This window comes from Cytobacillus sp. FSL M8-0252 (assembly GCF_038007345.1).
GTDB classification, from domain to species: domain Bacteria; phylum Bacillota; class Bacilli; order Bacillales; family Cytobacillaceae; genus Cytobacillus; species Cytobacillus kochii.
Genome location: NZ_JBBOWZ010000001.1, coordinates 1,251,205 through 1,276,021 on the forward strand (window position 1 = coordinate 1,251,205; position 24,817 = coordinate 1,276,021).

The following is a 24,817-nucleotide window of genomic DNA, read 5'->3' on the forward strand; positions in this document are numbered from 1 at the left end:
CCTAATTATTAATATGGCAATTGTCTTTGACTATAATTAACAGAAATCCATTTCATTGTTGTAAACTCATCTAAACTCCAATCTCCATTTAATCGACCAAGTCCGGATTGTTTTTCACCACCAAAAGCAACAATAGGCTCATCGTTAATCGTGACATCATTTACATGAATCATACCCGTGTGAATTCTTTTTGCCATTTCAACACCGCGTTCTACATTGGCAGTATGAAGCGCCCCGCTTAATCCGAGTTGTGTATTGTTGGCAATATTAATGGCATCTTCTTCTGTATCAAAAGTCATAATACAAACAACAGGACCAAAGAGTTCTTTTTGTGCGACTGTCATTTCAGGGGTCACATTTGTTAAAATCGTTGGTGCAACTAAATTCCCGCTAATTTCTCCTAATAGGATAGGTTCTGCACCTTCTTGAATGCCCGTATGAATTAAATCCTCTAATGTTGATGCTTGTCGTTTATTAATAACAGGACCGATAACGGTTTCAGGGTCGCTAGGATCCCCGACTTTAAGTGCTGCTACCTTTTCTTTAAATTTGTTCATAAACGTTGGGTAAATTGATTTTTGAACGAGAATACGATTCGCAGACATACAAATCTGTCCTTGGTGTGTGAAACGGCTAAATGTTGCTGCATTAACGGCATAATCAATATCTGCATCTTCCATGACGATAAAAGCACTATTACCGCCTAACTCTAGTAAAGGTTTTTTAAAGTTCTTCACTGCTACTTGACCGATGTAACTACCTACTGTAGTAGAACCGGTAAAAGAAATGATTCTTGGAATCGGATGTTCTACAAAGCCATCGCCAATTTCCTTAATATCACATAATACAACATTTAGTAATCCTTTAGGGACACCAGCTTCTTCAAATATCTTTCCTATTAATGTACCACCAGTTACCATTGAATCTTCATGAGGTTTGAGGACTACTCCACATCCCGCGCCAAGTGCAGGAGCAACTGATTTCATAGAAAGGAAGAAAGGAAAGTTAAATGGACTAATGACTCCAACCACACCAGCTGGAACACGATATAATCTATTTTCTTTATGGTCTTCTGTAGACGGCAGAATTTTACCTTCCATACGAAGTGGGTAAGTGGCTGCCTCTTTAATCATATTTTTTACAAGGCCAATTTCAAAAGCCGCTTTTAATCGAGTACCTCCAAGTTCAGCAATAATTAACTGGACAATTTCTTCTTCATGTGAGTCGATAATGGCTACCGCTTTTTCTAATATGTCTCGTTTTTTATAGGGGTTGACACGATCCCATTCTAGCTTTGCCTTAGCACTTGCTTGATATGCTTCATCAATATCTTCTAATGTAGCACCATTTACTTCTGCAAGGATGTCTTCATTAAATGGATTAATATTTTGTAAGAGAGTTTGACTTTTTCCTTGGCGCCATTCTCCATTTATAAACTGCTTATTTAATACTGATAATTGAAAACTCATGGAAAAACCTCCTTAGAATATATGAATCTAAGATGTTTATCGACTATAAGAGTCGAAAATGATAGTAAGTAAATGTAAAATATATAGGTAATTATATCTAATGTTGTTCATGTTTCGTTGAATTGTCACAAACGGTAGTTTTGTAAATATTTCATGAAATCAATTTGTTGGGTATTTTCTTTTTTCATCCAAGCGTACGTATGGGCTTGGGGTAATGTAATTTTTGATTGGGGGACTTCTAATAACCATCCTTCCATTAATTCTCTTCTTACAGTGGACAGCGGTAAATAGGAAACACCCAATCCCTCAATAATGAACCGTTTAGAAATGTGTATTTGCGATACTTTCATTGTTTTGATAAAGGCATACTGATAGTGAAGATCATTTTTTAGTTTAGACCAGTATATGGGATGATTGTCGGTTATTAAAAGATGATGAAATAAAATATCTTCCTCTTCCAATGGTGGTGCGCTCTCAGCATCTTTTCCATCATGCGCGATGATTAATTTAACATCTTCAGAGTATAGTATTTGATATTGCACCTCTCTTGAATTAGGCAGATTACAGCTCAAGCCGATATCAATATCCTCTTCGAAGAGAGCTTTTTCCATTTCCTCGGATTCTAGTACATGTACAGCTACTTCAACAAATGGATGCTTTCGCATATAATTTTTTAATGCGAAAGGTAGAATCGTATCAGCGATAATAGGAGAAATTCCTATGCTTAGCGAGGAAGTATATCCTTGCGTATAATGACTAAGTGCTTTTTTACCATCTTCAAAACTTGCTAGAATTTGTTTAGCATACGGAAGAAATTGTTTCCCGGCCTTTGTTAAACGCATGGAACGTCCCTCTTTCTTGAAAAGAGTGGTTGCTAATGCTTTTTCTAAATGACGGATATGAACAGTAACTGACGGTTGCGAAATATAAAGAGCTTCTGCTGTTTGTCTATAGTTTAAATAGTTTGCTGCTGTAATAAAGGTTTTTAACCATTGGAACTCCAATTTCCTCACCATCCTATCAATTAATATTATTAAATGAATTGATAAAAAATATTTAATTTTCTTAATTATACAACGAGAGTATACTAAAAAAAAGAAGAGAGGAGAATGAAAATGTTCAGGAAAGGCTTAAAGGGTGTCGTTGCGGTTGAAACAAAAGTGGCTTCTGTAGATGGAGAAAAAGGAAGATTAACTTATCGAGGTTATGACGTTGGAGAATTGACGAAAACATTAACATTTGAAGAAGCAGCATTTCTACTGTGGTATGGGGAATTGCCAACGGATAGGGAAGTGAAGAAGTGCATTCAAAAGATCAAAGATAATAGAGCATTAAGTCCTTTGCAATGGGAAGTGCTGCAGGCATTACCAAGAGATATGAGTTTAATGGATGTCATTCGAACGCTTATTTCATTAGAAGGTGATCAAACTTACAGCGGTCCCCCTACAGTGGAACAAGCCATCAAGCTAACAGCGGTAATTCCTACGATTATTGCTCACCGTACGAGACTATTAGCAAACAAAGATGTGGTCCATCCAGAGCTACAATTGTCACATGTTGAAAACTATTTATATATGCTTACTGGAAAAAAACCGTTAATAGCTCATGTTCAGGCATTAGAGACGTATATGATTTTAACGATGGAACACGGTATGAACGCATCAACATTTGCCGCTCGTGTGACCGCTTCTACTGAGTCAGATATCGTTTCTAGTATTGTAACAGCAATTGGTACAATGAAAGGACCACTACATGGTGGTGCGCCTACAGGTGTTATCGCATTATTAGAAGAATTGAAGGTTAGTAACGATAGAAAGAAAACGATTAAACATAAGATACTAAGTGGTGAAAAATTAATGGGGTTTGGCCATCGTGTATATAAAACGGTTGATCCAAGAGCCGAGGCTTTAAAAGAAAAGTTACTATCGATGCAAGTAGAGGATTCTTGGCTTCATTTTGCAATTGAAGTTGAAAAAGAAGTGGTTACAATACTTGCTGAGTTAAAACCTGATAGAAAACTATATACCAATGTTGAATTTTACGCAACAGCAATTATGAGAGCGCTCTCAATGGATCCTACTCTTTTTACTCCCACCTTCACTGCTGCTAGAATGGTAGGCTGGACAGCACATATTCTTGAACAAGCTGAAGATAATGTCATTTTTAGACCACAATCGACGTATGTTGGATCGGAAAAATAATCTCTGTATGTAAATGACAAAAAAGTTGCCCGAAAAATGGGCAACTTTTTTTGTGTAATTTTACATTATTACCCATATATTAATGATTTAGAATAAAGTATATTAAGCGTATGTAATTTTGAAAATGATGGATGGGAGGGAAGGGATGAAGTATATTTATTCTTTTAGTGTGTTTATATTGGTTTTGTTAATGTGTTTTTATTTAGTTGCTACAAGCATTGTAGGTAGTTATCTTATTGGTGATGAGTTGTATAAGAATCATCTTATTTTTCCAACTGCACAAGATGGAACACCTACTGTGGTGGATCAAGCGTTGTATGCATTTAAAGTTTCAGGCTATCCCTATTATGCCCTTCTCTGCTTTATGATGATTATATTTACTCTGTATAGAAAAAAGAGGAAAAGTAAGTAGTTACGACTTATTCAAAATACTTCTCAATAAAAGCTTCTTCTTCTTCTGGGGATAAGATTCCAGTTGCCTTACCAATTGTGCCATTTTGCAATGACCAGAAATAATTGTGGTCATTATCTACATTAGAGAAATCCTCTTTGCACCATTTATCTAAAATAGTTAAAAGCTCTTCTTCATGTTCAAATTGATTGTTTTCAATCGTTTTTTTTACTTCTTCAATTGCTTGTTCTGACATTCGAACAGAACCCTACTTTTCACTTGCCTTGACTTTTTGATGTGTCATTTTATGCATCACATCAATTACTTCACTTTGAGTCGAATTTGTACTTAATCCTGTGTTTTCCGTATAGGCATTCATATCCCCATCTATACTAGCTTTTCTTGATGCTTTATTTGAAGTATCACCTTGAAGATTAGCTACTGAAAGAGAATCATTACTGAGATAACTTGCAGTAAACCAGCCTCCGCTAATAATCACAAATCCACTTATTATAATAATTACGAGCCATTTTTTCATATTAATTTGATCCCCTTTCAAAGTAGGAAGGTTTGTGAAGGTGGAAACTTTCTTAGAGAATTGATTTTAATACAGATTATTGTGAATATTTTACCATAACTTAAAAACATTTGTATATTTATCGTATTATACGATATAATCTTATTATAAGATGAAAAAGAATGAGGTTGATTATATGAATCCAACTGAACTAAATAAATACTGGACAGACATCTATTTTTACTTACGTTATCAAAATCAAAACGAGGATAAGATATCCCATCAAGGTGTAAGGATTTTGCAGCTTTTAGATAAGTGTGAACATATTGGAATAAAAGAAGTAGCGAAAAATATTGACGTCTCACACAATACTGCGTCTGAACATGTGAAGAGATTGATTCATAAGTCATGGATACATAAAGAAAGATCAACAGTAGATGAGAGAATGGTTATATTAAGGCTAACTGAACAAGGGAGGCAAGTACTAAAGAGAAATGCGAATCTTGACGAGGGAAAATTAGCGCATATTCTTGCTAGTATGACGCCTTCGGAGAAACAAATCATTGATTCAGCCTTACACTTATTAAGTGAGCGAGCGAAAAATGCAACTAATAGTTAAAATACTTCTTTCAGCAATCATTATTGGCGTTGTTACAGAAATGGCTAAACGTTTTCCTACATATGGTGGTGTCATTGCTGCATTGCCACTTGTCAGTTTATTAAGCCTTATTTGGCTCTGGGTAGAAAAAAATGATACAGGAGTGATGAGTGAATTCACACTTGGGGTTCTTTTAGGTTTACCAAGTACGATAGTGCTTTTGGCTATTGTCTTTTTTTCGCTAAAGTCTGCTTTTTCTTTTGCTGTTTCTATTCTTTTCGGTGTCATAGGTTGGGCAGTTTTTCTCGGGGCACAATTTGTCTTACTTAACCTATGGAAAAACATTAATTAATCAACGAGCTTTTTTCTCTTAGCGGTTTGCGTTATAATAATCAATGAATATTTAGTGCATCTAAAAAAATGATGATTAGATAAAAGTTGAAAGAGAGTGGGACATATGGGCCGTAAATGGAATAATATAAAAGATAAGAAAGCGGCAAAGGACGCCAATAATAGCCGTATTTATACGAAATTTGCCCTTGAAATCTACGTAGTGGCAAGACAAGGGGAACCTGATCCAGAATCGAATCAGGCATTAAAACAAGTATTGGAACGTGCAAAAACATATAATGTACCGAGAAATATTATCGACCGCGCGATTGATAAAGCGAAGGGTGGCGGGGAAGAAAAGTATGATGAACTTCGTTACGAAGGATTTGGTCCTGGAGGTAGTATGATTATTGTTGATGCCCTTACCAATAATGTCAATCGCACAGCATCAAATGTGCGTGCTGCATTTGGTAAGAATGGTGGAAATATGGGTGTAAGTGGCTCTGTTTCTTATATGTTTGATGCAACAGCTGTTTTTGGTTTAGAAGGAAAAACAGTGGATGAAGTGTTAGAAATATTGATGGAAGCGGATATTGATGTGCGTGACCTTCTTGAAGAAGAAGAATCAGTGATTGTTTATGCAGAACCTGACCAATTCCATGCTGTTCAAGAGGCGCTAAAAGGTGCTGGCATTGAAGAGTTTACGGTTGCAGAACAAACGATGTTACCACAAACAGAAGTGAACTTAGAGGAAGAACAACTCGCACAATTTGACAAATTAATTGATGCCCTAGAAGATTTAGATGATGTACAACGTGTTTACCATAATGTAGACATGAGTGAATAAATATAAATGATGGATGCGATTTTTTGTTTCGCATCCATTTTATTCTATTTTTAGGAGGTGGTCACAAAATGCAAATCACCTTTTTGCTAAATAATGAAACAGCTCACGCAAAGCCTATAGAGAAGGCGATACTTTGTGTGAGGTAGAATAAAAGCAATCGCCATGTCTCTTCATTAGGCTTTGCGTCCTTATTATCTACAAACAATAAGGAGCGAGCGTAAGATGAGATATCAAAAAGCAAAGAATGTGTTACCACCTGAATTATTAAAAGAGATACAAAAATATATTCAGGGTGAATCGATTTATATCCCTAAACCCGTTCACAATAAGGATGGTTGGGGAATGAAATCAGGAGCAAGACTCAAAATCAGTCAAAGAAATGAAGAAATTAGAGCATCCTATAGTATGGGGAAAACAATGGATGAGCTAAGCGATGAATACTTTTTAGCTCACGAGACAATAAGGAAAATTATTTACACAAAATAAATGATTTATGCCGACTTTAATTTTTATTTAAATTCGGCATTTTTTTATGTTTACATATAGGGTAAATTAATAAGGAAGAAACTAAGGCAGGAGTGAAAATAATGATAGCCTTTATGACCAACGAACAGTATAATCTTGTGAAAAAACAGGTGAATAAAATAATAAATGCCAAGGCCTCTGTCAATGATCCAACGATCTTAAAAACAGTAAAAACATTGGCATGGGAAGCGGTTCAGCAATCATTACCTGATATGGCGGAGGAGGAGGCTTCCTTACTGGGACAAATGCAATTGGTTGACGATCGATTAGCTGCAGATAAATTCTTCTATGAATTAAAGCGTTACGTTATCCCCTTCCCAGCTCTGTCAGAAACGAAACTAAGGAAGTTATTTCCAAAAGTGAAGAAGCTGAAGTTCCCATTAATTGATGCAGAAGATTATCAAACAATGACCTATCTATCTTGGGATGAAAAGGGTAGTCAGTACCGAATGATTGTTGCCCCATACGAGCAAAGCTATATTGGTTTAAGAGGAACTTTCCAACCTTCTGAACAAAAAGGGCTTTGTCATATTTGTCACCGTTTTACAGATATAGGCATGTTCATAGTCGAGACAAAGGGTGAAGTGGTTGGTACTTTTACCAAAAGAGGTAATACGGTGTGTAAAGATATGAAAGATTGTAATCATCATGTAGAAACTTTGCTTCATTTGTCAAAATTTATTCGACATATAAAAGGAAAATAGATAAATGTAGCGAAATACTTAAGTGGATATTGATTTGATTTTTAAGCGGCACTTCAGCGATGAAGTTGCCGTTTTTCTTTTGGTTGAGAAAATATAATTTGTCTAGTAAAATGCGCACATGCTGAAGGCTTCTAGGCTGACTGTATGTGTTTTTTTCTTCAAGGTATGAGAAGATTCGGTTTTTTCTCTTTTTATCTTGTCAATTGAGAGATGTTTTATTATAGTAAATGATAACGATTATCATTTTCGCCAAGAGTTTAGGTGGATTTTTTACATAGAAACAAAGACGGTAATATCTTAACTATTTCTATACATTTTAATAGAAAAATAAATAAAAAGAGTTGTGGGGATTGTGAAGAATAAAACAAGATTAGCAAAAATGATTATATTGATATCACCTATACTTATTATAATAACAACTATTTTATCTGTTATTTACGGAACTAAAGGGATATCTTTAGCAACGATTTGGGAAGCTTTTACTGCATACGATGAAGGTAATACCGATCATGCGATTATTATTACCTCAAGGTTACCGAGGGTATTAACGGCCATGTTAGTTGGTGCATTTTTAGCTGTATCAGGTGCGATTATGCAAGGGATGACAAGGAATTATTTAGCTTCTCCTTCCATTATGGGTGTAACAGATGGTTCGGCTTTTGTTATCACTATTTGCATGATTGTATTGCCGAATATGACTTCAATTGAAATGATACTGTTTTCAATGGTTGGCTCCGCATTAGGTGCAGGGATTGTCTATGGGTTTGGCTCATTAATACCAAAAGGTTTGACACCCGTTCGATTAGCGATTATTGGGACCGTCATAGGTACCTTTTTATCAAGTACTTCTGCTGCATTAGCATCGTATTTTCAAATTTCACAAGATGTTAGTTTTTGGTATAATGCCAAACTACATCAAGTAGATGTAGATACATTTCTTTTGGCCATTCCATTTGGTGTCATTGGTTTGATTATCGCTCTCATCACTTCTGGACATATTACCATTCTTTCTCTAGGAGAAGAAATTGCTGTTACTTTGGGGCAAAAGACGAAATGGGTGAAAGCACTTGCTTTATTGGCAGTCATTTGTCTGACTGGGACAGCAGTAGCCCTCGTTGGTAAGGTTGGTTTTGTAGGGTTAATTATTCCTCATATTGCGAGATTTTTAGTTGGTGTAGATTATAGATGGCTCATTCCATCTTCCGCAATAATTGGGGCGATATTTCTAGCAGTATGTGATATCATTAGCCGGTTTGTCAATCATCCGTTCGAGACACCAATTGGTGTTGTGACAGCACTCATAGGAGTGCCATTCTTCCTCTACCTGATTTATAAGAGAGGGGGCGAAAAGCATGCGTAAAACCGTTCTTATTGCGATTGCTTTATCTATTCTTATTTTAGTGAGTGCTTATGTAAGCTTAGTTTATGGAGTTATAAATGTAAATTTTACTGATGTCATCAATACTTTATTCCGTATTGATCCGTCTGATCAGCTTGATTTAGTTATTTTTGATTTTCGCTTGCCTCGAATTGTCATTGGAGCACTTGTTGGATTTGGTTTAGGTATAGCAGGTACGGTCATTCAAGGTGTAACAAGGAATGGATTGGCTGATTCCGGAATTCTAGGAATCAATGCTGGAGCAGGGGCTGCAATTGTTATATTTATGTTGTTTTTCCAAGGGCAGCTGGATTTAACTGGTTGGCTATCGATTATGATTATGCCGATTTTTGGATTGATTGGTGGACTACTTGCAGCGGTTATTATCTTTTTCTTCTCTTGGCAAAAGGGGACATTTGATACTGGTCGGTTAATTCTAACTGGAATTGCCATTAGTTCGGGTTTTGGCGCGCTTTCTATGTATATCTCTTTAAAAATGAATTCTTCTGATTATGAGATGGCTGCTGTTTGGGTATCTGGGAGTATTTATAATGCGAATTGGATTTATATTATTTCAATGATACCTTGGCTAGTTATTCTTATTCCATTAATTATCCGGAAAAGTTATTTATTAGATCTTTTTCGACTATCTGACATTAGTTCGAAGGGTGTAGGAGTACCTGTTGAACGTGAAAAGATTAAACTCATTATTTTAAGCATTGGGTTAATTAGTGCTTGTGTATCTGTTTCAGGAAATATTAGCTTCATTGGTTTAATGGCACCACATATTGCACGACAATTGGTAGGAATGAAGCATCAATATATTTTACCGATTTCGGGCTTGATTGGTATGTTTCTTGTGGTCATTGCTGATTTTGTTGCCAAAAATGTTTTCACGCCAGTCGAATTGCCGGTAGGAATTGTCATATCAATGATTGGTGTACCATATTTCTTATATTTATTAGTCAAGCAAAAAAGATAATGATGGGGGATGGGAAAGTGTTACATGGAGAAATACAACAATGGACAGTACATTCTAAAACAAAGCAAGACTATGTCATTTCAATTCATATGCCAGAGAGTCCACCCCCACCTGAAGGCTACGGTGTTCTTTATGTACTTGATGGTGATGCCTATTTTCAGTTGATAAAGGAAGTTATTCGGCTGCAGGCGAAACGGTCTGCTAAAACAGGCGTATCTGAAGTGATTATTGTAGGTATAGGATATGGAGCTAAAGATTTTCATTCAAGGAGGGTCTTTGATTTTACCCCACCTGCAGAAAGTGACCAATTACCACTACGACCAGATGGTAGTGCTTGGGGAGATACTGGGGGAGCGGAACAGTTTTATAACTTTATAGAAAATGAGTTAAAACCAGCTATTAATAAAGAGTTTCCGGTTAATCAAGAGAATCAATCCTTATTTGGTCATTCTTTAGGTGGGTTATTCACATTAATGACGATGATGAAAAATCCAACTTCTTATCAGGCGTATTTCGCTTGTAGTCCTTCGATCTGGTGGAATGGTCAAGCTCTCATGCAAGAAGTGCCAGCTTTTATGGAACGATTTGAACAAAGGCATGAGAATCTTGACATTCGCCTTTTTCTAGCAGCAGGTGGGGATGAGAAAGAACATTTATTGATAGCTGTTAGAAAGTATTATGAGAAAATCAATGAAATGGAACAACTGTCAGTTATCTATAAGGAAATAGAAGGAGAAAATCACGCTTCTATTATACCAACAGTATTAAGTACAGGTTTGAGATTTCTTCGGTAATTCTATAAAAAGGGGTTTTGTGATGCTTTATCACAAAACCCCTTTTTTAAATTGTTGCGGTTGTAAAATCAAATATGTTTTGGAATAAAAACCAACTTCTTCCCTCATATTAAGAAAAAGGGAGGTAAGAGATGATGGTTCGAAGTATTACGGCTTTAAATTCATTTCCTGTTTTGGGCCTTGCCATAGGTTTGATGACCCATGTAATTGTATTGCCCTCTGTATTAAGCGTGGCAGGACGTAGTGCTTGGGTTAGTTTAATGATAGCTGGAAGTCTTTATATTATTTGGATTCCTCTCATTTACATAATAATAAAGAAAACAGGGCAACAAAACCTGATGAACTGGTTAAAAACAAACAGTCCTCCAATTGTGTATAATGCCATTCGAGCACTGATATTATTTCTTTTATTCATCAATGTCTTTGTTACATTATATACAACTTTTTCTTGGGTGAATACCAATTATATGATTCAAACACCTAAGTATGTTTTATTTATCATTTTAATCATTCTTTGTTTATTAGCTGCCCTCTCAGGTATAAAAGCAATTACAATTGCTAGTGGAATTCTATTTCCTATCGTTTGTTTACTTGGTTTTTTTATTATGATAGCCAATTTTAAGTTTAAAGATTATTCGTTACTTTTTCCCATTTTTGAAGAAGGATGGGCACCTATTCTTTTTGGTGTTGTTATTTTATCAGGAGGGCTTTTGGAGATTTTTTTGTTAGTTTTATTACAGCATCATATTCGTGATAACATATCTTTAAAATTTTTCATTCCGATATGTATTTTCTTCGTCTTTGTTAATTTTGGCCCTTTAATTGGTGCGATTACTGAATTTGGTCCTTCACAAGCAGCAGAGTTAACGAACCCTGCTTATGCACAATGGCGCTTAATAACCTTAGGGAAATTTTTAAATAAGTTAGATTTTCTTTCTATTTATCAATGGCTTTCTGGTGCGTTTATTCGTATTAGCTTGTCTATCTTTATCATTGGGGATTTATTTCATTTTAAGACGCAAAAAAGAAAGGTGATTTTATTAATTAGTGTGTGTCTTTTTTTAATAATCGGACTATCTTTACCGATTGATGGACCGACTTATAAAATCATGATTGATCATTACTTTTTTTCTATTACAGTTATTGGGATTCTACTTGTGACGCTCAGTATTCATCTAATCCTATTAATTAAAGGAAGAGTGGAAAAAAATGAAAACGCGATTAAACAATAAGAAAAGACTGCCGAAGACTGATAAATTGGATGAGCAATACTTAAGGCAGCAATTCGCAATCAATGGCGACGTGCAATTTGTTAATTATTCGTTTCAGTATTATCCACAACCAGGGAAAGTGGTTGTTCTCTTTTCTGAAGTAATGATCGATAAAGGTAAATTAAGTGAGGCTTTAGGTAGGTTAGAAGAAAGTTTTTTAGCAGACCGACGCCTAGAAGAAAAAAGGGAAGAAAATGAGCAATTACTGATGTATCAAGTGAATGTGGAGGAAGAAGATAAAGAATCAATAGCTGAAGATATTTTTTCTGGTATGGTTTTTGTTCTAGTGGAAGAATTAGATGAAATCTTTAAATTTGATCTCCCTCAAATTCCAAACCGATCACCAGAAGAGTCCAATTCAGAATTATCTTTTCGAGGACCAAGAGATGGTTTTGTGGAAGACTTGCATATTAACCTTGCGTTAATAAGAAAACGGTATAAAACCTCAACGTTAGTAAATGAAGCAATTGAGTTAGGGGTACGTGGGAAAACAAAAATTAGTTTATTATATGTGAAAGATATAATAAAGGAGCAATATGTCATTGATTTAAAAAGCCAGTTAGCAAAAATAGAAACAGATGTGATTATTAGTACAACCGATTTAGAAGAGGTATTGTCAGGTAAGTACTATACTCTTTTCCCCTTGTTTAATTATACCGGACGTCCTGATAACGTAGTTGCTAATCTAGATTTAGGTAGATTTGTCATTATTGTGGATGGTTGTCCTACTGTAATGGTTGGTCCAACTACATTATTTTCAGTATTAAAAACACCGGAAGATCGCTTCACAGAATATTATTATACGAATATGCAAATGTTTTTTAGGTTAACTGGTCTTGTCATATCAAGTATTTTGCCAGGATTTTATGTTGCTATGATTTCCTTTCATATGGATCAATTGCCTTTCCCATTTTTGGCGACTATCACAGTATCGCGAATGGGATTACCATTATCACCACCGTTAGAGGCATTTTTAGTCTTAGCTTTATTTGAGTTATTTAAGGAAGCAGGTAATACTCTTCCAAGGGCTATCGGACAAACATTAACGGTCGTAGGGGGCTAATCATTGGTGATGCAGCAATAAGAGGTGGTTTAACAGCTCCCACCATGCTTGTTATTGCTGGTGTCACTTCTGTTGCTGCGTATACCCTCGTTAACCAGTCACTCGGTGCCTCCTTAAGCCTTGTACGTTTCTTTATCTTGCTTTTTTCAGCAGTACTCGGTTTATTTGGCTTTTTTATCAGTATTTTTTCAGTGATATTGTATTTATCTAGACTAGAGATGTTTGGTTTGCCTTATTTAGCTCCACTTTCTCCTTTGTCATTTAAAGATACATTTGCAAGTATTTTAGAAAAACCATATCTTTTACGAAAAAAAAGGTCAAGTACTATGCGACCTAAGGATGACACGAAGGGTAGGCTAAAATGAAAAAAATCCTTATACCTATTATCGTATGTGCTCTTCTATTAAGTGGTTGTTGGGATGAAAAGGACATTGTGGAAATGCAATATATAACCGCCATTGGCATTGATTATGATAAGGAAAAAGAGGATTATATATTGTACGCACAGGTAGTGTCTTTTGCAGGTGTAGCAAAGTCGGAGCAAGCAGCAACAGTGCCGTCGAAAGTCTGGGTTGCTAAAGGGCAAGGAAAATCAATGGAAGCTGCTATAAATATGATTTACGATAAATCCAATCAAATAGTATACTGGGCACATATAGGAATCATTATTTTTCATGAACGATTACTGCAACATGGGATTGATCAAATAAGTGACAGTTTGGCTCGTTTTCAACAGATACGGGAAACTAACTGGATGTATGGCACGAAAGATTCGATTGAGGATATCCTACTAGTAACAAGTCTCTTTAGCTCTGCGGTTCAAACAACACTTTTTAATCCAGAGGAAGCTTATCATGTACACTCTATCATTTCACCTATCAGAATGCATCGGTTCTATTCAGACTTTACTGAGAAAGCTACCACCACAAAACTACCGATGATATCAGTAAAAGAGGATGTTTGGAGAACTAAGGGAGCAACAAATGATTCAGCTAAAAGCTCTGGAGTCTTCCTTTTAAAGGAAAAGAAATATTTAGGGGGTTTACCAATAAGTCAATTCAGAGGCTTACGTTGGGTAACAAAGACCACAAAAAGGTCTCCGTTAAGAATCAAATTGGAAAATAATGATGAAGTAAATCTCATTATTACCCAATTAGACCCACATTTGAAAATAAATGAATTAGACAAAGATAAATTTGATATCGATATTAATGCAAATGGAGGGATCATTGAGGTTCATAAAGAAATTTCGTTACCCATTCTGAAGGAAAAAATTATCGAAAAAATGGAGAAGGAAATTAGAGAGACCTATGAGAATGCTTTAAACATAAAAGCAGATATATATAATCTTGAAGAACTTGTGTATAGAAAAGATTATGACCGTTGGAAGCATGATTACAAAGGAAGGTTTACACTAACAGAAAATTCTATTGCGAATATAAATATCGATATTACTATTACGAAAACAGGAGAGTACGATTATCAATTTTCTTATTAAGATTGGGAGAGGGGAAGCAAGACGAAATGGAATACTATAAAAAGATAAGAGAGTATGTAGGTAAGGAGCCATTACTTTTACCTGGAGCTGTTGTTGTTATCGTGAATGACCGAAATGAGATTTTGCTACAACAAAGGCCGGAGTCTCTTTGGGGCTTACCCGGAGGATTAATGGACTTAGGTGAAAGTATGGAGGAAGTAGCGAAAAGAGAAGTTAGAGAGGAAACGGGGCTTGTAGTCGAGAATCTTTCGTTTGTTCAGTTGTTTTCAGGTAAGGAATTCTTTGTACGTACAAAAAACGGTGATCAGTTTTATGCCATTACTGCGGTTTATATGACAAATGACTATAGTGGGAAATTAACTACAAATAGTGAGGAAACCTTGTCTGCACAATTCTTTCCTATTGAACAGCTTCCAAGTGGATTAATCGAGAATTATCAAAAGTATATAGAACCAGTTAAACAATTATTAAAGCAACCATAAAAAAACAAGGCTCTCATTCTATACTTGAAGAGCCTAGTTTCTTAATCGCCTATTTAAAATGTAACAGTGATTGTTTGTTTCTAATTTCTGTTATGAGTGATTCTGCTGCTTTTCTACTAAGTACAATTTTCCCGTCGGCTAGCACTAAATTATCGTTCTCGATTTCACCAGTTATTTGACAAGCTTTACTGGCATTATACTTTTGTAATATAATTCGATCATTTTCAACGAATATTTCAAGTGGATCCTTCTCATAAATTTCTAAAGTATTTCTTAGTTCCTTTGGAATGACTATTCTCCCTAATTCATCAACTTTACGAACAATGCCTGTGCTTTTCAAAATGACTACCTCCTATTAATGGTTGTGGATTCCACTTATTTTTTTTAATAGTTAATTATTATACAATGTTAGCAAAAATCCTTTATTAAACTGGTTACATTTATATTACTATTTTTATCGTTTTTGTCATAAAAGTTTTTTTCTGTAAAATGGGATAGAGCAATCATAATAAGTTGACAGAAAATCGAATTCGTGATAATTTTATCTCAAGTTAAAGATATTTTAATTCAAGATATATAAATACTTTTAAATTATTATGTAGATATTAATTCTAGAAGGGAATGATTCGATGTACGGTATAAAAGGCGTTCATCATGTAACTGCGATTACTAGTAGTGCAGAAAAGAATTATCAATTTTTCACCTATACTTTAGGTATGAGATTAGTGAAAAAGACTGTCAATCAAGATGATATTCAAACATATCATTTGTTTTTCGCAGATGATACGGGAAGTCCTGGAACAGATATGACTTTCTTCGATTTTCCTAATATACCCAAAGGTGTTCATGGTACAAATGAAATTTTTCAAACATCTTTCCGTGTACCTAGTGATCAGGCATTGGCTTATTGGGTGAAAAGGTTTGACCGGTTAAATGTTGCCCATAGCGGTATACAAGAGCAATTTGGCAAAAGAGTTTTGCCGTTTGTTGATTTTGATGATCAGCAGTATCAGCTTATTTCCGATGAAAATAATAAAGGTGTCGAAGCTGGGACACCGTGGCAAAATGGTCCTATTCCTTTAGAGTATGCGATTACTGGCCTTGGTCCGGTCTTTGTACGTGTATCTAATATTGATTATTTTAAAGAAATGCTGATGAAAGTATTAGAGTTTAGAGAAATTGCCCAAGAAGGTGACTTGTACTTATTTGAAGTTGGCGAAGGTGGTAATGGTGCACAAGTAATTGTTGAGTATAATACCGTTTTACCGATGGCACGCCAAGGATACGGTACCGTCCATCATGCTGCTTTTAGAGTGGAAGATAGGGAAGCTATTGATCATTGGACTGGGAGAATGGCGCAATTTGGCTACCAATCATCAGGTTTTATTGACCGTTTCTTCTTCGGCTCTTTGTATACAAGAGTTGCACCGCAAATTCTATTTGAGCTGGCAACAGACGGTCCAGGGTTTATGGGAGATGAACCATATGAGACACTAGGTGAATCGTTGTCACTGCCACCATTCTTCGAATCTAAAAGAGAACAAATTGAAGGCCTAGTCAGACCAATCGATACAGTTCGAAGTACAATTGACTTTAAAAAAGAATGACGCACTCTATTAGTATTAATTAGGATTAAGCAAACGCGATCTCATTTGATCGCGTTTTTTAATTTCGTTAAAATTAATTATGCTTAAAACAATACATACTTATCTGAGATGATTATTTTTCAAGATGATACATAACACCCACCAATTAATAGGGATACTATTCATATGTTTTATCTAATTTGTGTGAAATACAATATTTATAACTAAAAGGAATAAGGGAATAACATGGAGGAGTGTTTTTTCAAAGAAATAAGAGAAATCAATTTTCATTTTGCATTTTCTAGTTTAGTATGGTTATATGTATAAAAAGTACGGTTAGGTTAGATGAAGGGGAAGATCGTTGCATGTCAGAAGAAAATATCACGAGAATACATATGTATGATAAAGAATATATCCTTATTGGTACAGCACATATATCCAAAAATAGTGCGGAGCAAGTAAAAGAAGTGATTGAAAGAGAGCAGCCTGACTCCGTATGTATTGAATTAGATAAAGGTAGATATGAGTCTATTACAGAAGGAAATAAATGGAAAGACATGGATATTTTTAAGGTGATTAAAGAAAAGAAAGCAACACTTTTATTAATGAATCTTGCTATCTCCTCTTTTCAAAATCGTATGGCTAAACAATTCGGAATTAAAGCAGGACAAGAGATGATTCAAGGCATTGAATCTGCTAAGGAAACCGGAGCAAAGCTTGTGTTAGCTGATAGAAATATCCAAATTACGTTTTCTCGTATCTGGAGAGGACTGGGTTTTAAGGGAAAAGCAATGTTACTTTCACAAGTATTTGCCGGTATATTTAGCAATGAAACGATAACTGAAGAAGAACTAGAAAAAATGAAAAATCAAGACTCAATTGATTCCATTTTAAATGATTTTACTGAGGTATTCCCACAATTAAAAGTACCTTTAATTGATGAACGCGATCAATATTTGGCAGAAAAAATAAAGAATGCGCCCGGTGAAAAGGTTGTTGCTGTATTAGGAGCAGCTCATGTTCCAGGTATTAGAAGGGAATTTGAGAAAAAACATGATCTCAAGAAATTAACGGAAGTACCACCAAAATCAAAAGCGCCAAAAGTAATTGGCTGGATGATTCCAGTAGCAATTTTAGTCCTTATTGTTCTTACTTTTCTCATGAATCCATCGGCTGGAGTACAACAAACAATTAGTTGGGCCCTTTGGAATGGAGGGCTCGCTGCTCTAGGGGCTGCTATTGCATTTGGACATCCTCTTACAATATTATCAGCATTTATTGCTGCGCCATTTACATCTTTAAGTCCGTTGTTGGCTGTAGGTTGGATCGCCGGATTTGTCCAAGCATTCATTAAGCGTCCGAACGTACGCGATTTCGAAAACCTCTCGGAAGATGTATTTACATTGAAAGGGTTTTGGAATAATAAAGTAACTAGGATTCTCCTCATTATTGTGCTATCCAATCTCGGTAGCTCATTAGGAACTTTTATTGGCGGAGCAGATGTCATTCGTTTATTTATTGATCATTTATAAGTTATACTAGAATTAGTAATGTTCATTGAAAGGAAGTATGACGTTTGAAGAAATTCCCAACAATTATTATTGTTGCTATTGTAGTTGCGATAATAGCGTTTAATATGCTGGAAGCTGATTCAGCAGAATTAGTATTACGTGATCGAACGTTGATTTCAGCTGGTGCAGGTGTTTTGTCCGGAACCATTATGTGGATTCTTTTAACACTTGATAAAAAAGATAAAAAGTAATGTAAGAGCGCCTTTTCTTTTGAAAGGCGTTTTTTTATATGGGCTTTAGTTGTGATGTTCTCTTTTTGTCATAACAGTTGAGGTTGGTCAATACAATGAAATAACAACGAATGAAAGAGGGGACAGCATGAATACGAATAGGGTGATTACCAATGAAATACTTGTACGCTATGCGGAGCTCAGCAGATTAAAAAAACAAATTGATGAAGAGTTAGGTGCTATGAAAAAAGTATTCAATGAATACTTTGATCAAGCGGTAGGGAGAAACGAAAAAGGTGAACTCATCCTCTCCCAATATAAATTACAGCGTCAAATTAGGGTGAAAGAGCAGTACGATAGAGAGAAGACGGTAAACAAATTAGAATCTATTAATCAGCATCAACTTATTCAAAAAATACCAGATGAGAAGAGAATTCAGTCTGCACTAGATTTAGAAATTATCGATGATAAAGATTTATCTGACTGTAAAACCACACAATATACGAAGGTGATTGTCGTTAAAGCAAAGGAATGAGGAGAAAAGATATATGGGATTTAGCATAGTTTAAAATATGTATTTTACACGAACAAATCCATTTTTTTGAATTTGTTCGTGTATTTGGTATTGTTCTGACTATTTTTTGAACCGGCTTGTCTTATTTAAAGATGGTAGAGATTTGCTCTATTTCTTCTCCGGAAAGTTGCACTTCTAATGTTTTTAAATTATTCAACACTTGCTCGGCTCTTTTAGCCCCTGGGATAATGGCGTCGATGCTGTCTTTTGTTAAATACCAGGCTAAAACTATATGGGCGACTTCCACATTTTTCGCTTGGGCAATACCTCGTAATTCATCTACTTTTGCTAAGTTATCTTCAAAAACCTCTTTTTGAAAATGTGGGGAGTTAGCACGCAAGTCACTGAATGTTGTATTTTTATCGTATTTCCCTGCTAATAAGCCAGATGCTAGTGGAAAATAAGGTATGAATGAAATATTGTTTTCTTTTGTATAAGGAAGTAAGTCTGCCTCGGCGTTTCTCTGTAATAAATTGTATTCCCCTTGGTATACATCTACATAACCATCTTTATTGGCTTCTTTTAATTGATCAATAGAAAAATTAGATACGCCAATAGCTCTTATTTTTCCCGCGTCTTTCAGTTCTTTCAACGCTCCAACTGCTTCGTCTTTTGGTGTTGATTCATCAGGAAAATGGATGTAATAAAGGTCAATATAGTCAGTTTGGAGTCTACGTAAGCTATCATCTACAGATTGTTTTAAGAAACTGGGACTGTTATCCATCACCACATCTTCTTTAACGAATTTATGAGCGCCCTTGGTCGCAATGACTGCTTCTTCACGTTTGCCTCTTTCTTGTAAAACCTCCCCAATGAGTTCCTCTGACCGCTCAGGCCCGTAAATAAAGGCTGTGTCAAGAAGGTTCACGCCATTATTCAATGCTTCATGAACCAGTTTTTTTCCTTGTGCTTCATCAAGGTTGGAGTATAAATTATGTCCACCCACTGCATTTGTTCCAAGACCAATAGGATTAACAAAAAGTCCAGATTTACCTAATTGTTGTTTCGACTTCATTTACTTCACTCCTTCTTTTAAGTTAATCTGATCATAACAAATAATGTTAAGATAACAAAGAAATGCGTTTGTCATTCTTTCTTTTAAGTTGACATCTACTTGACATGAAGCAGAACGATAATGAATAGTAAAACATACGTCAGGAGATTATGGTGAGTGAAATGAGAACTGTTTTAATAGTGGAAGATGAATTACCAATTAGCCAAGTATTAAAAGTTTATTTACAAAAGGCAAACTTTCAAACTGTCCAAGCATTTAATGGAACTGAAGCAATCCAAAAATTAAATGAATATCATCCATCACTTGTTTTATTGGATGTTATGTTGCCAGATCGGGATGGATGGTCAATTTTAAAGGAAATCAGAGCGCAAATGAAAACGCCTGTTATTATGTTAACCGCTCTAGCGGACGTTCAATATCGATTAAATGGATTAAATGAAGGAGCAGATGATTATATCGCTAAACCATTTAATGCAGAAGAAGTTGTAGCTAGAGTGCAAGCGGTCTTAAGAAGGACTGGTAAAAGTGATGAAAAAATCAAGAAGTACGGTGGTCTGATAATTGATATTAAGTCTCATAAAATTACATTAAATAGTGTGGTCATTGAGTTAACGCCTAGAGATCTTGCTTTGCTCATTTTTTTAGCAGAGCATCCGAATCAAACATTTACTAGGGAACAATTAATTGAACATGTTTGGGGTTGGGAATATGAGGGAAGCGATCGAGCGGTAGACTTAGCGATTAAACGAATTAGAAAAGCATTGCATTCATGGTCTTCAGAAGAAGGTGAAATCAAGACTTTACGTGGATTGGGGTATCAATTAAGTGTCTAATCAACAAAGTAAACCTAGAGAATCTCTACTTCGATATTGGACGACTCGCTATTTACTTGCACTTTGTGTCGGACTTCTAATTATCGCCTTTTTTTCTGTATTATGGATTAGGCATACCACAGTTGAAAACCGCCTCAATATTATGGAGTTAATGGCGGAAGAAATTGCTGACCGTTTTGTAGAAATGAGTGAAGGAAAGCCAATTCCAAAAGGAGATGTCCCAGGGTATTTGAATGATAGAGGACGTTTTATGGATTTGGAAAGTGATCCACTTATTTCAATTGTTGATACGTATGGAAATACTTTAACAACCAATCGGCCTCAAGATCGAATGTTACAATTTTCCGAAGTTCTTTTAAATGAGGATAAAACTGTTCAAGAATTAAATAATGATGCAACGAAAGAAGCTTTTTATGTTGTAAAAGTACCGATTACTTATCAAGATGCGCCTGTAGGCTGGGTAGTTATGCTAGAATCGAAAGCAAATCTAGCAGAAGTAAACCAAGAATATCGATTATTAGCTATGATGATTATTGGTTTGGCATTAATTGGCTGGGCAGCGATTTACTTCTTGTCGAAGAGATTGTCTAAACCTATCCAAGAAGTAGCAGAGGCAGCTAGGGAAATTCAAGCGGGGAATTATCAAATTGATTTAAAGGATTCATACCAAGAACAGGAATTATATGAGCTTGTACATTCTTTTAAAGAAATGTCTAAACGGTTAGAGAAATTAGAAACATTACGTACGGAGCTGTTAGCAGGTGTGACTCATGAATTAAAAACGCCGGTAACGTCAATTGACGGGTTATTGCAGGCTGTTCATGAAGGAGTGGTGGAAGGTGAAGAGGCAAAAGAGTTTATCAAACTGTCCATATTAGAAACAGAAAAAATGAAAAAAATGGTGGAAGATCTATTAGCCTTTAACACTTATGCCACGAATGTGATGCCAGTTCAACTACAAGAATATGAAATTAATCAATTAATTAAAGAATCAGTCTATCAATGGGAAATTACGCATGAAGTAAGTGAGGATTTTCAACTTGTTGTGTACCAAGCGAGCACGCCTTTATTTGTGCATATTGATCAGATAAGATTACAACAAATTCTAATTAATTTACTTAATAATGCCTTCCAGGCAATGGATGGAAAAGGGAAAATCGAGGTTAAAATAGATACGGGACCGAAGAATATCTCTATAAAAGTTAATGATAGTGGAAAGGGAATACCTGACGAAGAAGTACCATACATTTTTGAGCGTTTCTTTCGTGGACAAGAAAAGAAGCTTCGTGTAAGAGGGTTAGGTCTTGGCTTACCATTTAGTAAACTGATAGCACAATCAATGAATGGTGATTTAATTTTAGTTAAGACATCTGAGTGTGGTACTGAATTTATGATCGAATTACCTTATCAAAAGCACAGTTTTAGGAAGGATTGACCAAAGTGAAAGAACCTGATCATACAGCTGTAAGAGTGTCTTTATGGCGAGCATTACATTTAATTGTTGATGAAAAACCTTATATTTTTCATGATAATATCGGTTTAAAACTTATCTCTCCAAATGTTGATTGGCAGAAACGTCCTGATATGGATGTAGCAAATACAAGTGCTTTTAGAGCATCAATTGTCGCTCGCTCTCGTTTTGTTGATGATTTAGTTGTTGAACAATTTGAAAAAGGGGTAGATCAATATGTGATTCTTGGTGCGGGGCTTGACACTTTTGCACAAAGGCATCAAGAGTTATGTCCTCAGATGACCATTTATGAAATCGATCAAGTTGATACACAGTTATGGAAGAAAAAAAGACTGGAAGAAACAGGGTACCACATTCCTGATTGTTTAAAATTTGTACCGGTAAATTTTGAAGAGAAACAAGGGTGGTTAGATCAATTAAAGAAGAATGGTTTTGATGTTAAGAAGCCTGCCGTTGTTGTTTCAACAGGGGTTACTCAATATTTAACTATAGATGCCATTATGGATACATTGAAAATGTTTAGTAAGTTAGCAAAGGGCTCAAGGTTGGCGCTGACTTTCCTACTCCCATTTGAAAACATAAAAAAACAGGATGAACGGAAAGAGGTGGATGAAGCAGAAAAAGGAGCAAAAGCAGGTGGAACGCCATTTATCAGTTTTTTCACCCCTTCAGAAATGCTAGCACTAGCTGAAGAGGCAGGCCTAAAAGATGTGACTCATCTATCATCTATTGATTTAAAAGAGAAGTATTTTCGTGAACGGAAAGATCAATTGATGCTGCAAGGTGGAGAAGATTTTATTATAGCAACGATATGAAAATATGTCGTGCCCTACTTTTATAAGATATCTATTCACATTTAACCCGCAATTTCAGATTATACCTGAAAGTTTGCGGGTTTTTTCGTTCTTGGGTACTCGGCGATTGAGCTGTGTGCTTTGGAAAAGTATTATGTCAAAACGAGATAGAACTGAAAGCCGAGGATAATACGTTAGCACGTCATTCAGATGGAAAAGCGGAATTGAACACTTCGCAAAAGCTGTTTGCAGGTCATTCAGAAGGAAAAGCGGAAATGAACGCTTCGCAAAAGGTATTTGCAGGTCATTCAGAAGGAAAAGCGCAAATGAACGCTTCGCAAAAGCTGTTTGCAAGTCATTCAAAAGGAAAAACGGAATCGAAAGCTTCGCAAAAGGTATTAGCAAGTCATTCAGAAGGAAAACCGGAAATGAACGCTTCGCAAAAGCTGTTTGCAAGTCATTCAAAAGGAAAATCGAAAATGAACGCTTCGCAAAAGGTATTTGCAAGTCATTCAAAAGGAAAAGCAGAAACGAACGCTTCGCAAAAGCTATTTGCAAGTCATTCAGAAGGAAAAACAGAAACGAAAGCTTCGCAAAAGGTATTTGCAAGTCATTCGAAAGGAAAAGCGGAAATGAACGCTTCGCAAAAGGTATTAGCAAGTCATTCAAAAGGAAAAGCGGAAATGAACGCCTCGCAAAAGGTATTAGCAAGTCATTCAAAAGGAAAAGCGGAAATGAACGCTTCACAAAATGTATTTGCAAGTCATTCAAAAGGAAAATCGAAAATGAACGCTTCGCAAAAGGTATTTGCAAGTCATTCAAAAGGGAAATCGGAAACGAAAGCTTCGCAAAAGCTGTTTGCAAGTCATTCAGAAGGAAAATCGGAAATGAACGCTTCGCAAAATGTATTTGCAAGTCATTCAGAAGGAAAAGCGGAAATGAACGCTTCGCAAAAGCTGTTTGCAAGTCATTCAAAAGGAAAAACAGAAATGAACGCTTCGTAAAAGCTGTTTGCAAGTCATTCAGAAGGAAAAGCGGAATCGAACGCCTCGCAAAAGGTGTTAGCGAGTACGTTAACAAACAGAAAACGAGAATTAACCCAAGGTGGAACCAACCGCAGAGATAAAAGAAATAACCGTCTTATGGAATAAACATACATTTATGTTTCATACTAACAAAAAGGAGTATGGGAGGTGGCGTAATGTATCAGTTAACGACGAAAGAATTGTCGGCAATTGAAGATGAAATTCGGGCGGAGGAAATAACAGCGAAGACGTTTAACTGGTGTGCTTCTCTTTGTGAGGACGAAGAAGTAAGGATGTCATTGGAAAAATTAGCAGAGGAACATCAGCTAAGGATTGCAGAATTATCAACCTATTTCAACCGAGCGAGGAAATTACATTAATTTTATTGGAGGTGGTTTCATTGCCGAATAATATCAATGGTCGTGGATTAACAGAACGAGAAATGTTGCAATTATGTTTAGAATTAGCAAAAGGAAGAGTTCCCGCTATTAGCCACACATTAATGGAAACGACTCATGATGAATTGAGAGATATTTATGAAGGGTGCTTAAAAACAAGTGCAGAAGCCCAAAAGGAAATCTTTCAATTAATGGAAAAGAAGGGATGGTATGAAACGCAACTCGCTACAGTAGAAGAAATCGAAAATGTACAAAACTTTATGCAAAATAATTTAAACCCATCTCCCTCCGAATAATATTCGGAGGTTTTTATTTCTTTTTTTACATAAA

29 protein-coding genes and 1 pseudogene are annotated in these 24,817 nt (G+C 35.7%); 24 read left to right on the plus strand and 6 right to left on the minus strand.

Features of this window, described 5'->3' with window-relative positions:
* Positions 1-8 precede the first annotated feature (8 nt).
* Positions 9-1,469, minus strand: coding sequence for an aldehyde dehydrogenase family protein (locus tag MKX83_RS06525; protein WP_095370174.1), 1,461 nt, complete (start codon positions 1,467-1,469; stop codon positions 9-11).
* Positions 1,470-1,594: 125 nt separating this feature from the next.
* On the minus strand, positions 1,595-2,473 hold the full coding sequence (locus MKX83_RS06530) for a LysR family transcriptional regulator (RefSeq protein ID WP_341054672.1): 879 nt from the start codon (positions 2,471-2,473) through the stop codon (positions 1,595-1,597).
* Between the two features lie 105 nt (positions 2,474-2,578).
* Here MKX83_RS06530 and MKX83_RS06535 point away from each other — a divergent pair, with 105 nt between their 5' ends.
* A complete protein-coding gene (locus MKX83_RS06535) occupies positions 2,579-3,670 on the plus strand; it encodes a citrate synthase/methylcitrate synthase (protein WP_095370172.1) in 1,092 nt (363 codons plus the stop codon).
* 145 nt (positions 3,671-3,815) lie between these two features.
* Positions 3,816-4,082, plus strand: coding sequence for a hypothetical protein (locus tag MKX83_RS06540; RefSeq protein ID WP_095370171.1), 267 nt, complete (start codon positions 3,816-3,818; stop codon positions 4,080-4,082).
* Positions 4,083-4,089: 7 nt separating this feature from the next.
* On the opposite strand, the gene MKX83_RS06545 is transcribed toward MKX83_RS06540, so the two are convergent.
* Both MKX83_RS06545 and MKX83_RS06550 read right to left on the minus strand, forming a co-directional pair.
* Positions 4,090-4,317, minus strand: a complete 228-nt coding sequence (locus MKX83_RS06545; RefSeq protein WP_341054674.1) for a DUF6241 domain-containing protein — start codon at positions 4,315-4,317, stop codon at positions 4,090-4,092.
* 12 nt (positions 4,318-4,329) lie between these two features.
* On the minus strand, positions 4,330-4,599 hold the full coding sequence (locus tag MKX83_RS06550) for a hypothetical protein (RefSeq protein WP_341054676.1): 270 nt from the start codon (positions 4,597-4,599) through the stop codon (positions 4,330-4,332).
* 175 nt (positions 4,600-4,774) lie between these two features.
* On the opposite strand from MKX83_RS06550, the gene MKX83_RS06555 reads away from it, so the two are divergent.
* From MKX83_RS06555 to MKX83_RS06610, 12 genes and pseudogenes are all read left to right on the plus strand, one after another.
* Positions 4,775-5,197: a MarR family winged helix-turn-helix transcriptional regulator gene (locus MKX83_RS06555; protein ID WP_095370169.1), complete on the plus strand. Its 423-nt coding sequence runs from the start codon at positions 4,775-4,777 to the stop codon at positions 5,195-5,197.
* On the plus strand, positions 5,181-5,528 hold the full coding sequence (locus MKX83_RS06560) for a DUF3147 family protein (protein WP_095370168.1): 348 nt from the start codon (positions 5,181-5,183) through the stop codon (positions 5,526-5,528). The genes MKX83_RS06555 and MKX83_RS06560 overlap by 17 nt, the downstream gene beginning before the upstream one ends.
* A gap of 105 nt (positions 5,529-5,633) precedes the next feature.
* Positions 5,634-6,353, plus strand: a complete 720-nt coding sequence (locus MKX83_RS06565; RefSeq protein WP_340978173.1) for a YebC/PmpR family DNA-binding transcriptional regulator — start codon at positions 5,634-5,636, stop codon at positions 6,351-6,353.
* Between the two features lie 222 nt (positions 6,354-6,575).
* On the plus strand, positions 6,576-6,839 hold the full coding sequence (locus MKX83_RS06570) for a CD3324 family protein (RefSeq protein WP_095370166.1): 264 nt from the start codon (positions 6,576-6,578) through the stop codon (positions 6,837-6,839).
* 101 nt (positions 6,840-6,940) lie between these two features.
* Positions 6,941-7,582, plus strand: coding sequence for a FusB/FusC family EF-G-binding protein (locus tag MKX83_RS06575; protein ID WP_095370165.1), 642 nt, complete (start codon positions 6,941-6,943; stop codon positions 7,580-7,582).
* A 379-nt stretch (positions 7,583-7,961) separates the two neighbouring features.
* Positions 7,962-8,942: a FecCD family ABC transporter permease gene (locus MKX83_RS06580; RefSeq protein ID WP_095373509.1), complete on the plus strand. Its 981-nt coding sequence runs from the start codon at positions 7,962-7,964 to the stop codon at positions 8,940-8,942.
* Positions 8,935-9,942 carry a FecCD family ABC transporter permease gene (locus MKX83_RS06585; protein WP_095370164.1) on the plus strand — a complete coding sequence of 336 codons (1,008 nt, stop codon included), beginning with the start codon at positions 8,935-8,937 and terminating at the stop codon, positions 9,940-9,942. Before MKX83_RS06580 ends, MKX83_RS06585 begins: the two co-directional genes overlap by 8 nt.
* Before the next feature lie 17 nt (positions 9,943-9,959).
* On the plus strand, positions 9,960-10,736 hold the full coding sequence (locus tag MKX83_RS06590; RefSeq protein WP_341054678.1) for an alpha/beta hydrolase: 777 nt from the start codon (positions 9,960-9,962) through the stop codon (positions 10,734-10,736).
* 131 nt (positions 10,737-10,867) lie between these two features.
* Positions 10,868-11,968: an endospore germination permease gene (locus MKX83_RS06595; RefSeq protein ID WP_340978174.1), complete on the plus strand. Its 1,101-nt coding sequence runs from the start codon at positions 10,868-10,870 to the stop codon at positions 11,966-11,968.
* Positions 11,946-13,435: pseudogene (locus MKX83_RS06600) on the plus strand (spore germination protein). Before MKX83_RS06595 ends, MKX83_RS06600 begins: the two are co-directional and overlap by 23 nt.
* Positions 13,432-14,568 (plus strand): Ger(x)C family spore germination protein, encoded by a 1,137-nt coding sequence (locus MKX83_RS06605; RefSeq protein ID WP_095370160.1) that lies wholly within the window; start codon positions 13,432-13,434, stop codon positions 14,566-14,568. Before MKX83_RS06600 ends, MKX83_RS06605 begins: the two are co-directional and overlap by 4 nt.
* Before the next feature lie 26 nt (positions 14,569-14,594).
* A complete protein-coding gene (locus MKX83_RS06610; RefSeq protein ID WP_095373508.1) occupies positions 14,595-15,050 on the plus strand; it encodes an NUDIX hydrolase in 456 nt (151 codons plus the stop codon).
* A gap of 49 nt (positions 15,051-15,099) precedes the next feature.
* On the opposite strand, the gene MKX83_RS06615 is transcribed toward MKX83_RS06610, so the two are convergent.
* The gene (locus tag MKX83_RS06615) at positions 15,100-15,390 is read right to left on the minus strand and encodes an AbrB/MazE/SpoVT family DNA-binding domain-containing protein (protein WP_095370159.1); all 291 of its coding nucleotides are present in this window, start codon (positions 15,388-15,390) and stop codon (positions 15,100-15,102) included.
* 289 nt (positions 15,391-15,679) lie between these two features.
* Between MKX83_RS06615 and MKX83_RS06620 the strand changes: the two genes are divergently transcribed.
* The 4 genes from MKX83_RS06620 to MKX83_RS06635 all read left to right on the plus strand — a co-directional run bounded on the left by MKX83_RS06620 (position 15,680) and on the right by MKX83_RS06635 (position 18,912).
* Positions 15,680-16,657, plus strand: a complete 978-nt coding sequence (locus MKX83_RS06620) for a ring-cleaving dioxygenase (RefSeq protein WP_307317625.1) — start codon at positions 15,680-15,682, stop codon at positions 16,655-16,657.
* A gap of 344 nt (positions 16,658-17,001) precedes the next feature.
* On the plus strand, positions 17,002-18,168 hold the full coding sequence (locus tag MKX83_RS06625; protein WP_341054681.1) for a TraB/GumN family protein: 1,167 nt from the start codon (positions 17,002-17,004) through the stop codon (positions 18,166-18,168).
* Positions 18,169-18,212: 44 nt separating this feature from the next.
* On the plus strand, positions 18,213-18,398 hold the full coding sequence (locus MKX83_RS06630; RefSeq protein ID WP_095370157.1) for a hypothetical protein: 186 nt from the start codon (positions 18,213-18,215) through the stop codon (positions 18,396-18,398).
* A 127-nt stretch (positions 18,399-18,525) separates the two neighbouring features.
* On the plus strand, positions 18,526-18,912 hold the full coding sequence (locus tag MKX83_RS06635) for a hypothetical protein (protein WP_341054682.1): 387 nt from the start codon (positions 18,526-18,528) through the stop codon (positions 18,910-18,912).
* 121 nt (positions 18,913-19,033) lie between these two features.
* Here MKX83_RS06635 and MKX83_RS06640 read toward each other — a convergent pair whose 3' ends face one another.
* Positions 19,034-19,966, minus strand: coding sequence for an aldo/keto reductase (locus tag MKX83_RS06640; protein WP_251162923.1), 933 nt, complete (start codon positions 19,964-19,966; stop codon positions 19,034-19,036).
* A 161-nt stretch (positions 19,967-20,127) separates the two neighbouring features.
* Here MKX83_RS06640 and MKX83_RS06645 point away from each other — a divergent pair, with 161 nt between their 5' ends.
* The 6 genes from MKX83_RS06645 (at position 20,128) to MKX83_RS06670 (ending at position 24,783) form a co-directional block, all read left to right on the plus strand.
* Positions 20,128-20,799, plus strand: coding sequence for a response regulator transcription factor (locus tag MKX83_RS06645; RefSeq protein WP_095373506.1), 672 nt, complete (start codon positions 20,128-20,130; stop codon positions 20,797-20,799).
* Positions 20,792-22,234 (plus strand): sensor histidine kinase, encoded by a 1,443-nt coding sequence (locus MKX83_RS06650; RefSeq protein ID WP_095370155.1) that lies wholly within the window; start codon positions 20,792-20,794, stop codon positions 22,232-22,234. Before MKX83_RS06645 ends, MKX83_RS06650 begins: the two co-directional genes overlap by 8 nt.
* Before the next feature lie 5 nt (positions 22,235-22,239).
* Positions 22,240-23,085 carry a class I SAM-dependent methyltransferase gene (locus MKX83_RS06655; RefSeq protein WP_341054684.1) on the plus strand — a complete coding sequence of 282 codons (846 nt, stop codon included), beginning with the start codon at positions 22,240-22,242 and terminating at the stop codon, positions 23,083-23,085.
* Between the two features lie 113 nt (positions 23,086-23,198).
* Positions 23,199-24,068 carry a hypothetical protein gene (locus tag MKX83_RS06660; protein WP_341054686.1) on the plus strand — a complete coding sequence of 290 codons (870 nt, stop codon included), beginning with the start codon at positions 23,199-23,201 and terminating at the stop codon, positions 24,066-24,068.
* 197 nt (positions 24,069-24,265) lie between these two features.
* Positions 24,266-24,469, plus strand: coding sequence for a hypothetical protein (locus tag MKX83_RS06665; protein ID WP_095370152.1), 204 nt, complete (start codon positions 24,266-24,268; stop codon positions 24,467-24,469).
* A 20-nt stretch (positions 24,470-24,489) separates the two neighbouring features.
* Entirely contained in the window at positions 24,490-24,783 is a 294-nt protein-coding gene (locus MKX83_RS06670) for a spore coat protein (RefSeq protein WP_095370151.1), read from the plus strand.
* Positions 24,784-24,817 lie beyond the last annotated feature (34 nt).

What these genes read in the sequence shown, in the direction of transcription:
- MKX83_RS06635 (WP_341054682.1), top strand. Translation starts at nt 18,526, where the DNA reads ATGAATACGAATAGGGTGATTACCAATGAAATACTTGTACGCTATGCG.
- MKX83_RS06545 (WP_341054674.1), bottom strand. Translation starts at nt 4,317, where the DNA reads ATGTCAGAACAAGCAATTGAAGAAGTAAAAAAAACGATTGAAAACAAT.
- MKX83_RS06540 (WP_095370171.1), top strand. Translation starts at nt 3,816, where the DNA reads ATGAAGTATATTTATTCTTTTAGTGTGTTTATATTGGTTTTGTTAATG.
- MKX83_RS06565 (WP_340978173.1), top strand. Translation starts at nt 5,634, where the DNA reads ATGGGCCGTAAATGGAATAATATAAAAGATAAGAAAGCGGCAAAGGAC.
- MKX83_RS06620 (WP_307317625.1), top strand. Translation starts at nt 15,680, where the DNA reads ATGTACGGTATAAAAGGCGTTCATCATGTAACTGCGATTACTAGTAGT.
- MKX83_RS06595 (WP_340978174.1), top strand. Translation starts at nt 10,868, where the DNA reads ATGATGGTTCGAAGTATTACGGCTTTAAATTCATTTCCTGTTTTGGGC.
- MKX83_RS06665 (WP_095370152.1), top strand. Translation starts at nt 24,266, where the DNA reads ATGTATCAGTTAACGACGAAAGAATTGTCGGCAATTGAAGATGAAATT.
- MKX83_RS06625 (WP_341054681.1), top strand. Translation starts at nt 17,002, where the DNA reads ATGTCAGAAGAAAATATCACGAGAATACATATGTATGATAAAGAATAT.
- MKX83_RS06555 (WP_095370169.1), top strand. Translation starts at nt 4,775, where the DNA reads ATGAATCCAACTGAACTAAATAAATACTGGACAGACATCTATTTTTAC.
- MKX83_RS06535 (WP_095370172.1), top strand. Translation starts at nt 2,579, where the DNA reads ATGAAAATGTTCAGGAAAGGCTTAAAGGGTGTCGTTGCGGTTGAAACA.
- MKX83_RS06580 (WP_095373509.1), top strand. Translation starts at nt 7,962, where the DNA reads ATGATTATATTGATATCACCTATACTTATTATAATAACAACTATTTTA.
- MKX83_RS06645 (WP_095373506.1), top strand. Translation starts at nt 20,128, where the DNA reads ATGAGAACTGTTTTAATAGTGGAAGATGAATTACCAATTAGCCAAGTA.
- MKX83_RS06550 (WP_341054676.1), bottom strand. Translation starts at nt 4,599, where the DNA reads ATGAAAAAATGGCTCGTAATTATTATAATAAGTGGATTTGTGATTATT.
- MKX83_RS06610 (WP_095373508.1), top strand. Translation starts at nt 14,595, where the DNA reads ATGGAATACTATAAAAAGATAAGAGAGTATGTAGGTAAGGAGCCATTA.
- MKX83_RS06585 (WP_095370164.1), top strand. Translation starts at nt 8,935, where the DNA reads ATGCGTAAAACCGTTCTTATTGCGATTGCTTTATCTATTCTTATTTTA.
- MKX83_RS06525 (WP_095370174.1), bottom strand. Translation starts at nt 1,469, where the DNA reads ATGAGTTTTCAATTATCAGTATTAAATAAGCAGTTTATAAATGGAGAA.
- MKX83_RS06570 (WP_095370166.1), top strand. Translation starts at nt 6,576, where the DNA reads ATGAGATATCAAAAAGCAAAGAATGTGTTACCACCTGAATTATTAAAA.
- MKX83_RS06560 (WP_095370168.1), top strand. Translation starts at nt 5,181, where the DNA reads ATGCAACTAATAGTTAAAATACTTCTTTCAGCAATCATTATTGGCGTT.
- MKX83_RS06640 (WP_251162923.1), bottom strand. Translation starts at nt 19,966, where the DNA reads ATGAAGTCGAAACAACAATTAGGTAAATCTGGACTTTTTGTTAATCCT.
- MKX83_RS06605 (WP_095370160.1), top strand. Translation starts at nt 13,432, where the DNA reads ATGAAAAAAATCCTTATACCTATTATCGTATGTGCTCTTCTATTAAGT.
- MKX83_RS06575 (WP_095370165.1), top strand. Translation starts at nt 6,941, where the DNA reads ATGATAGCCTTTATGACCAACGAACAGTATAATCTTGTGAAAAAACAG.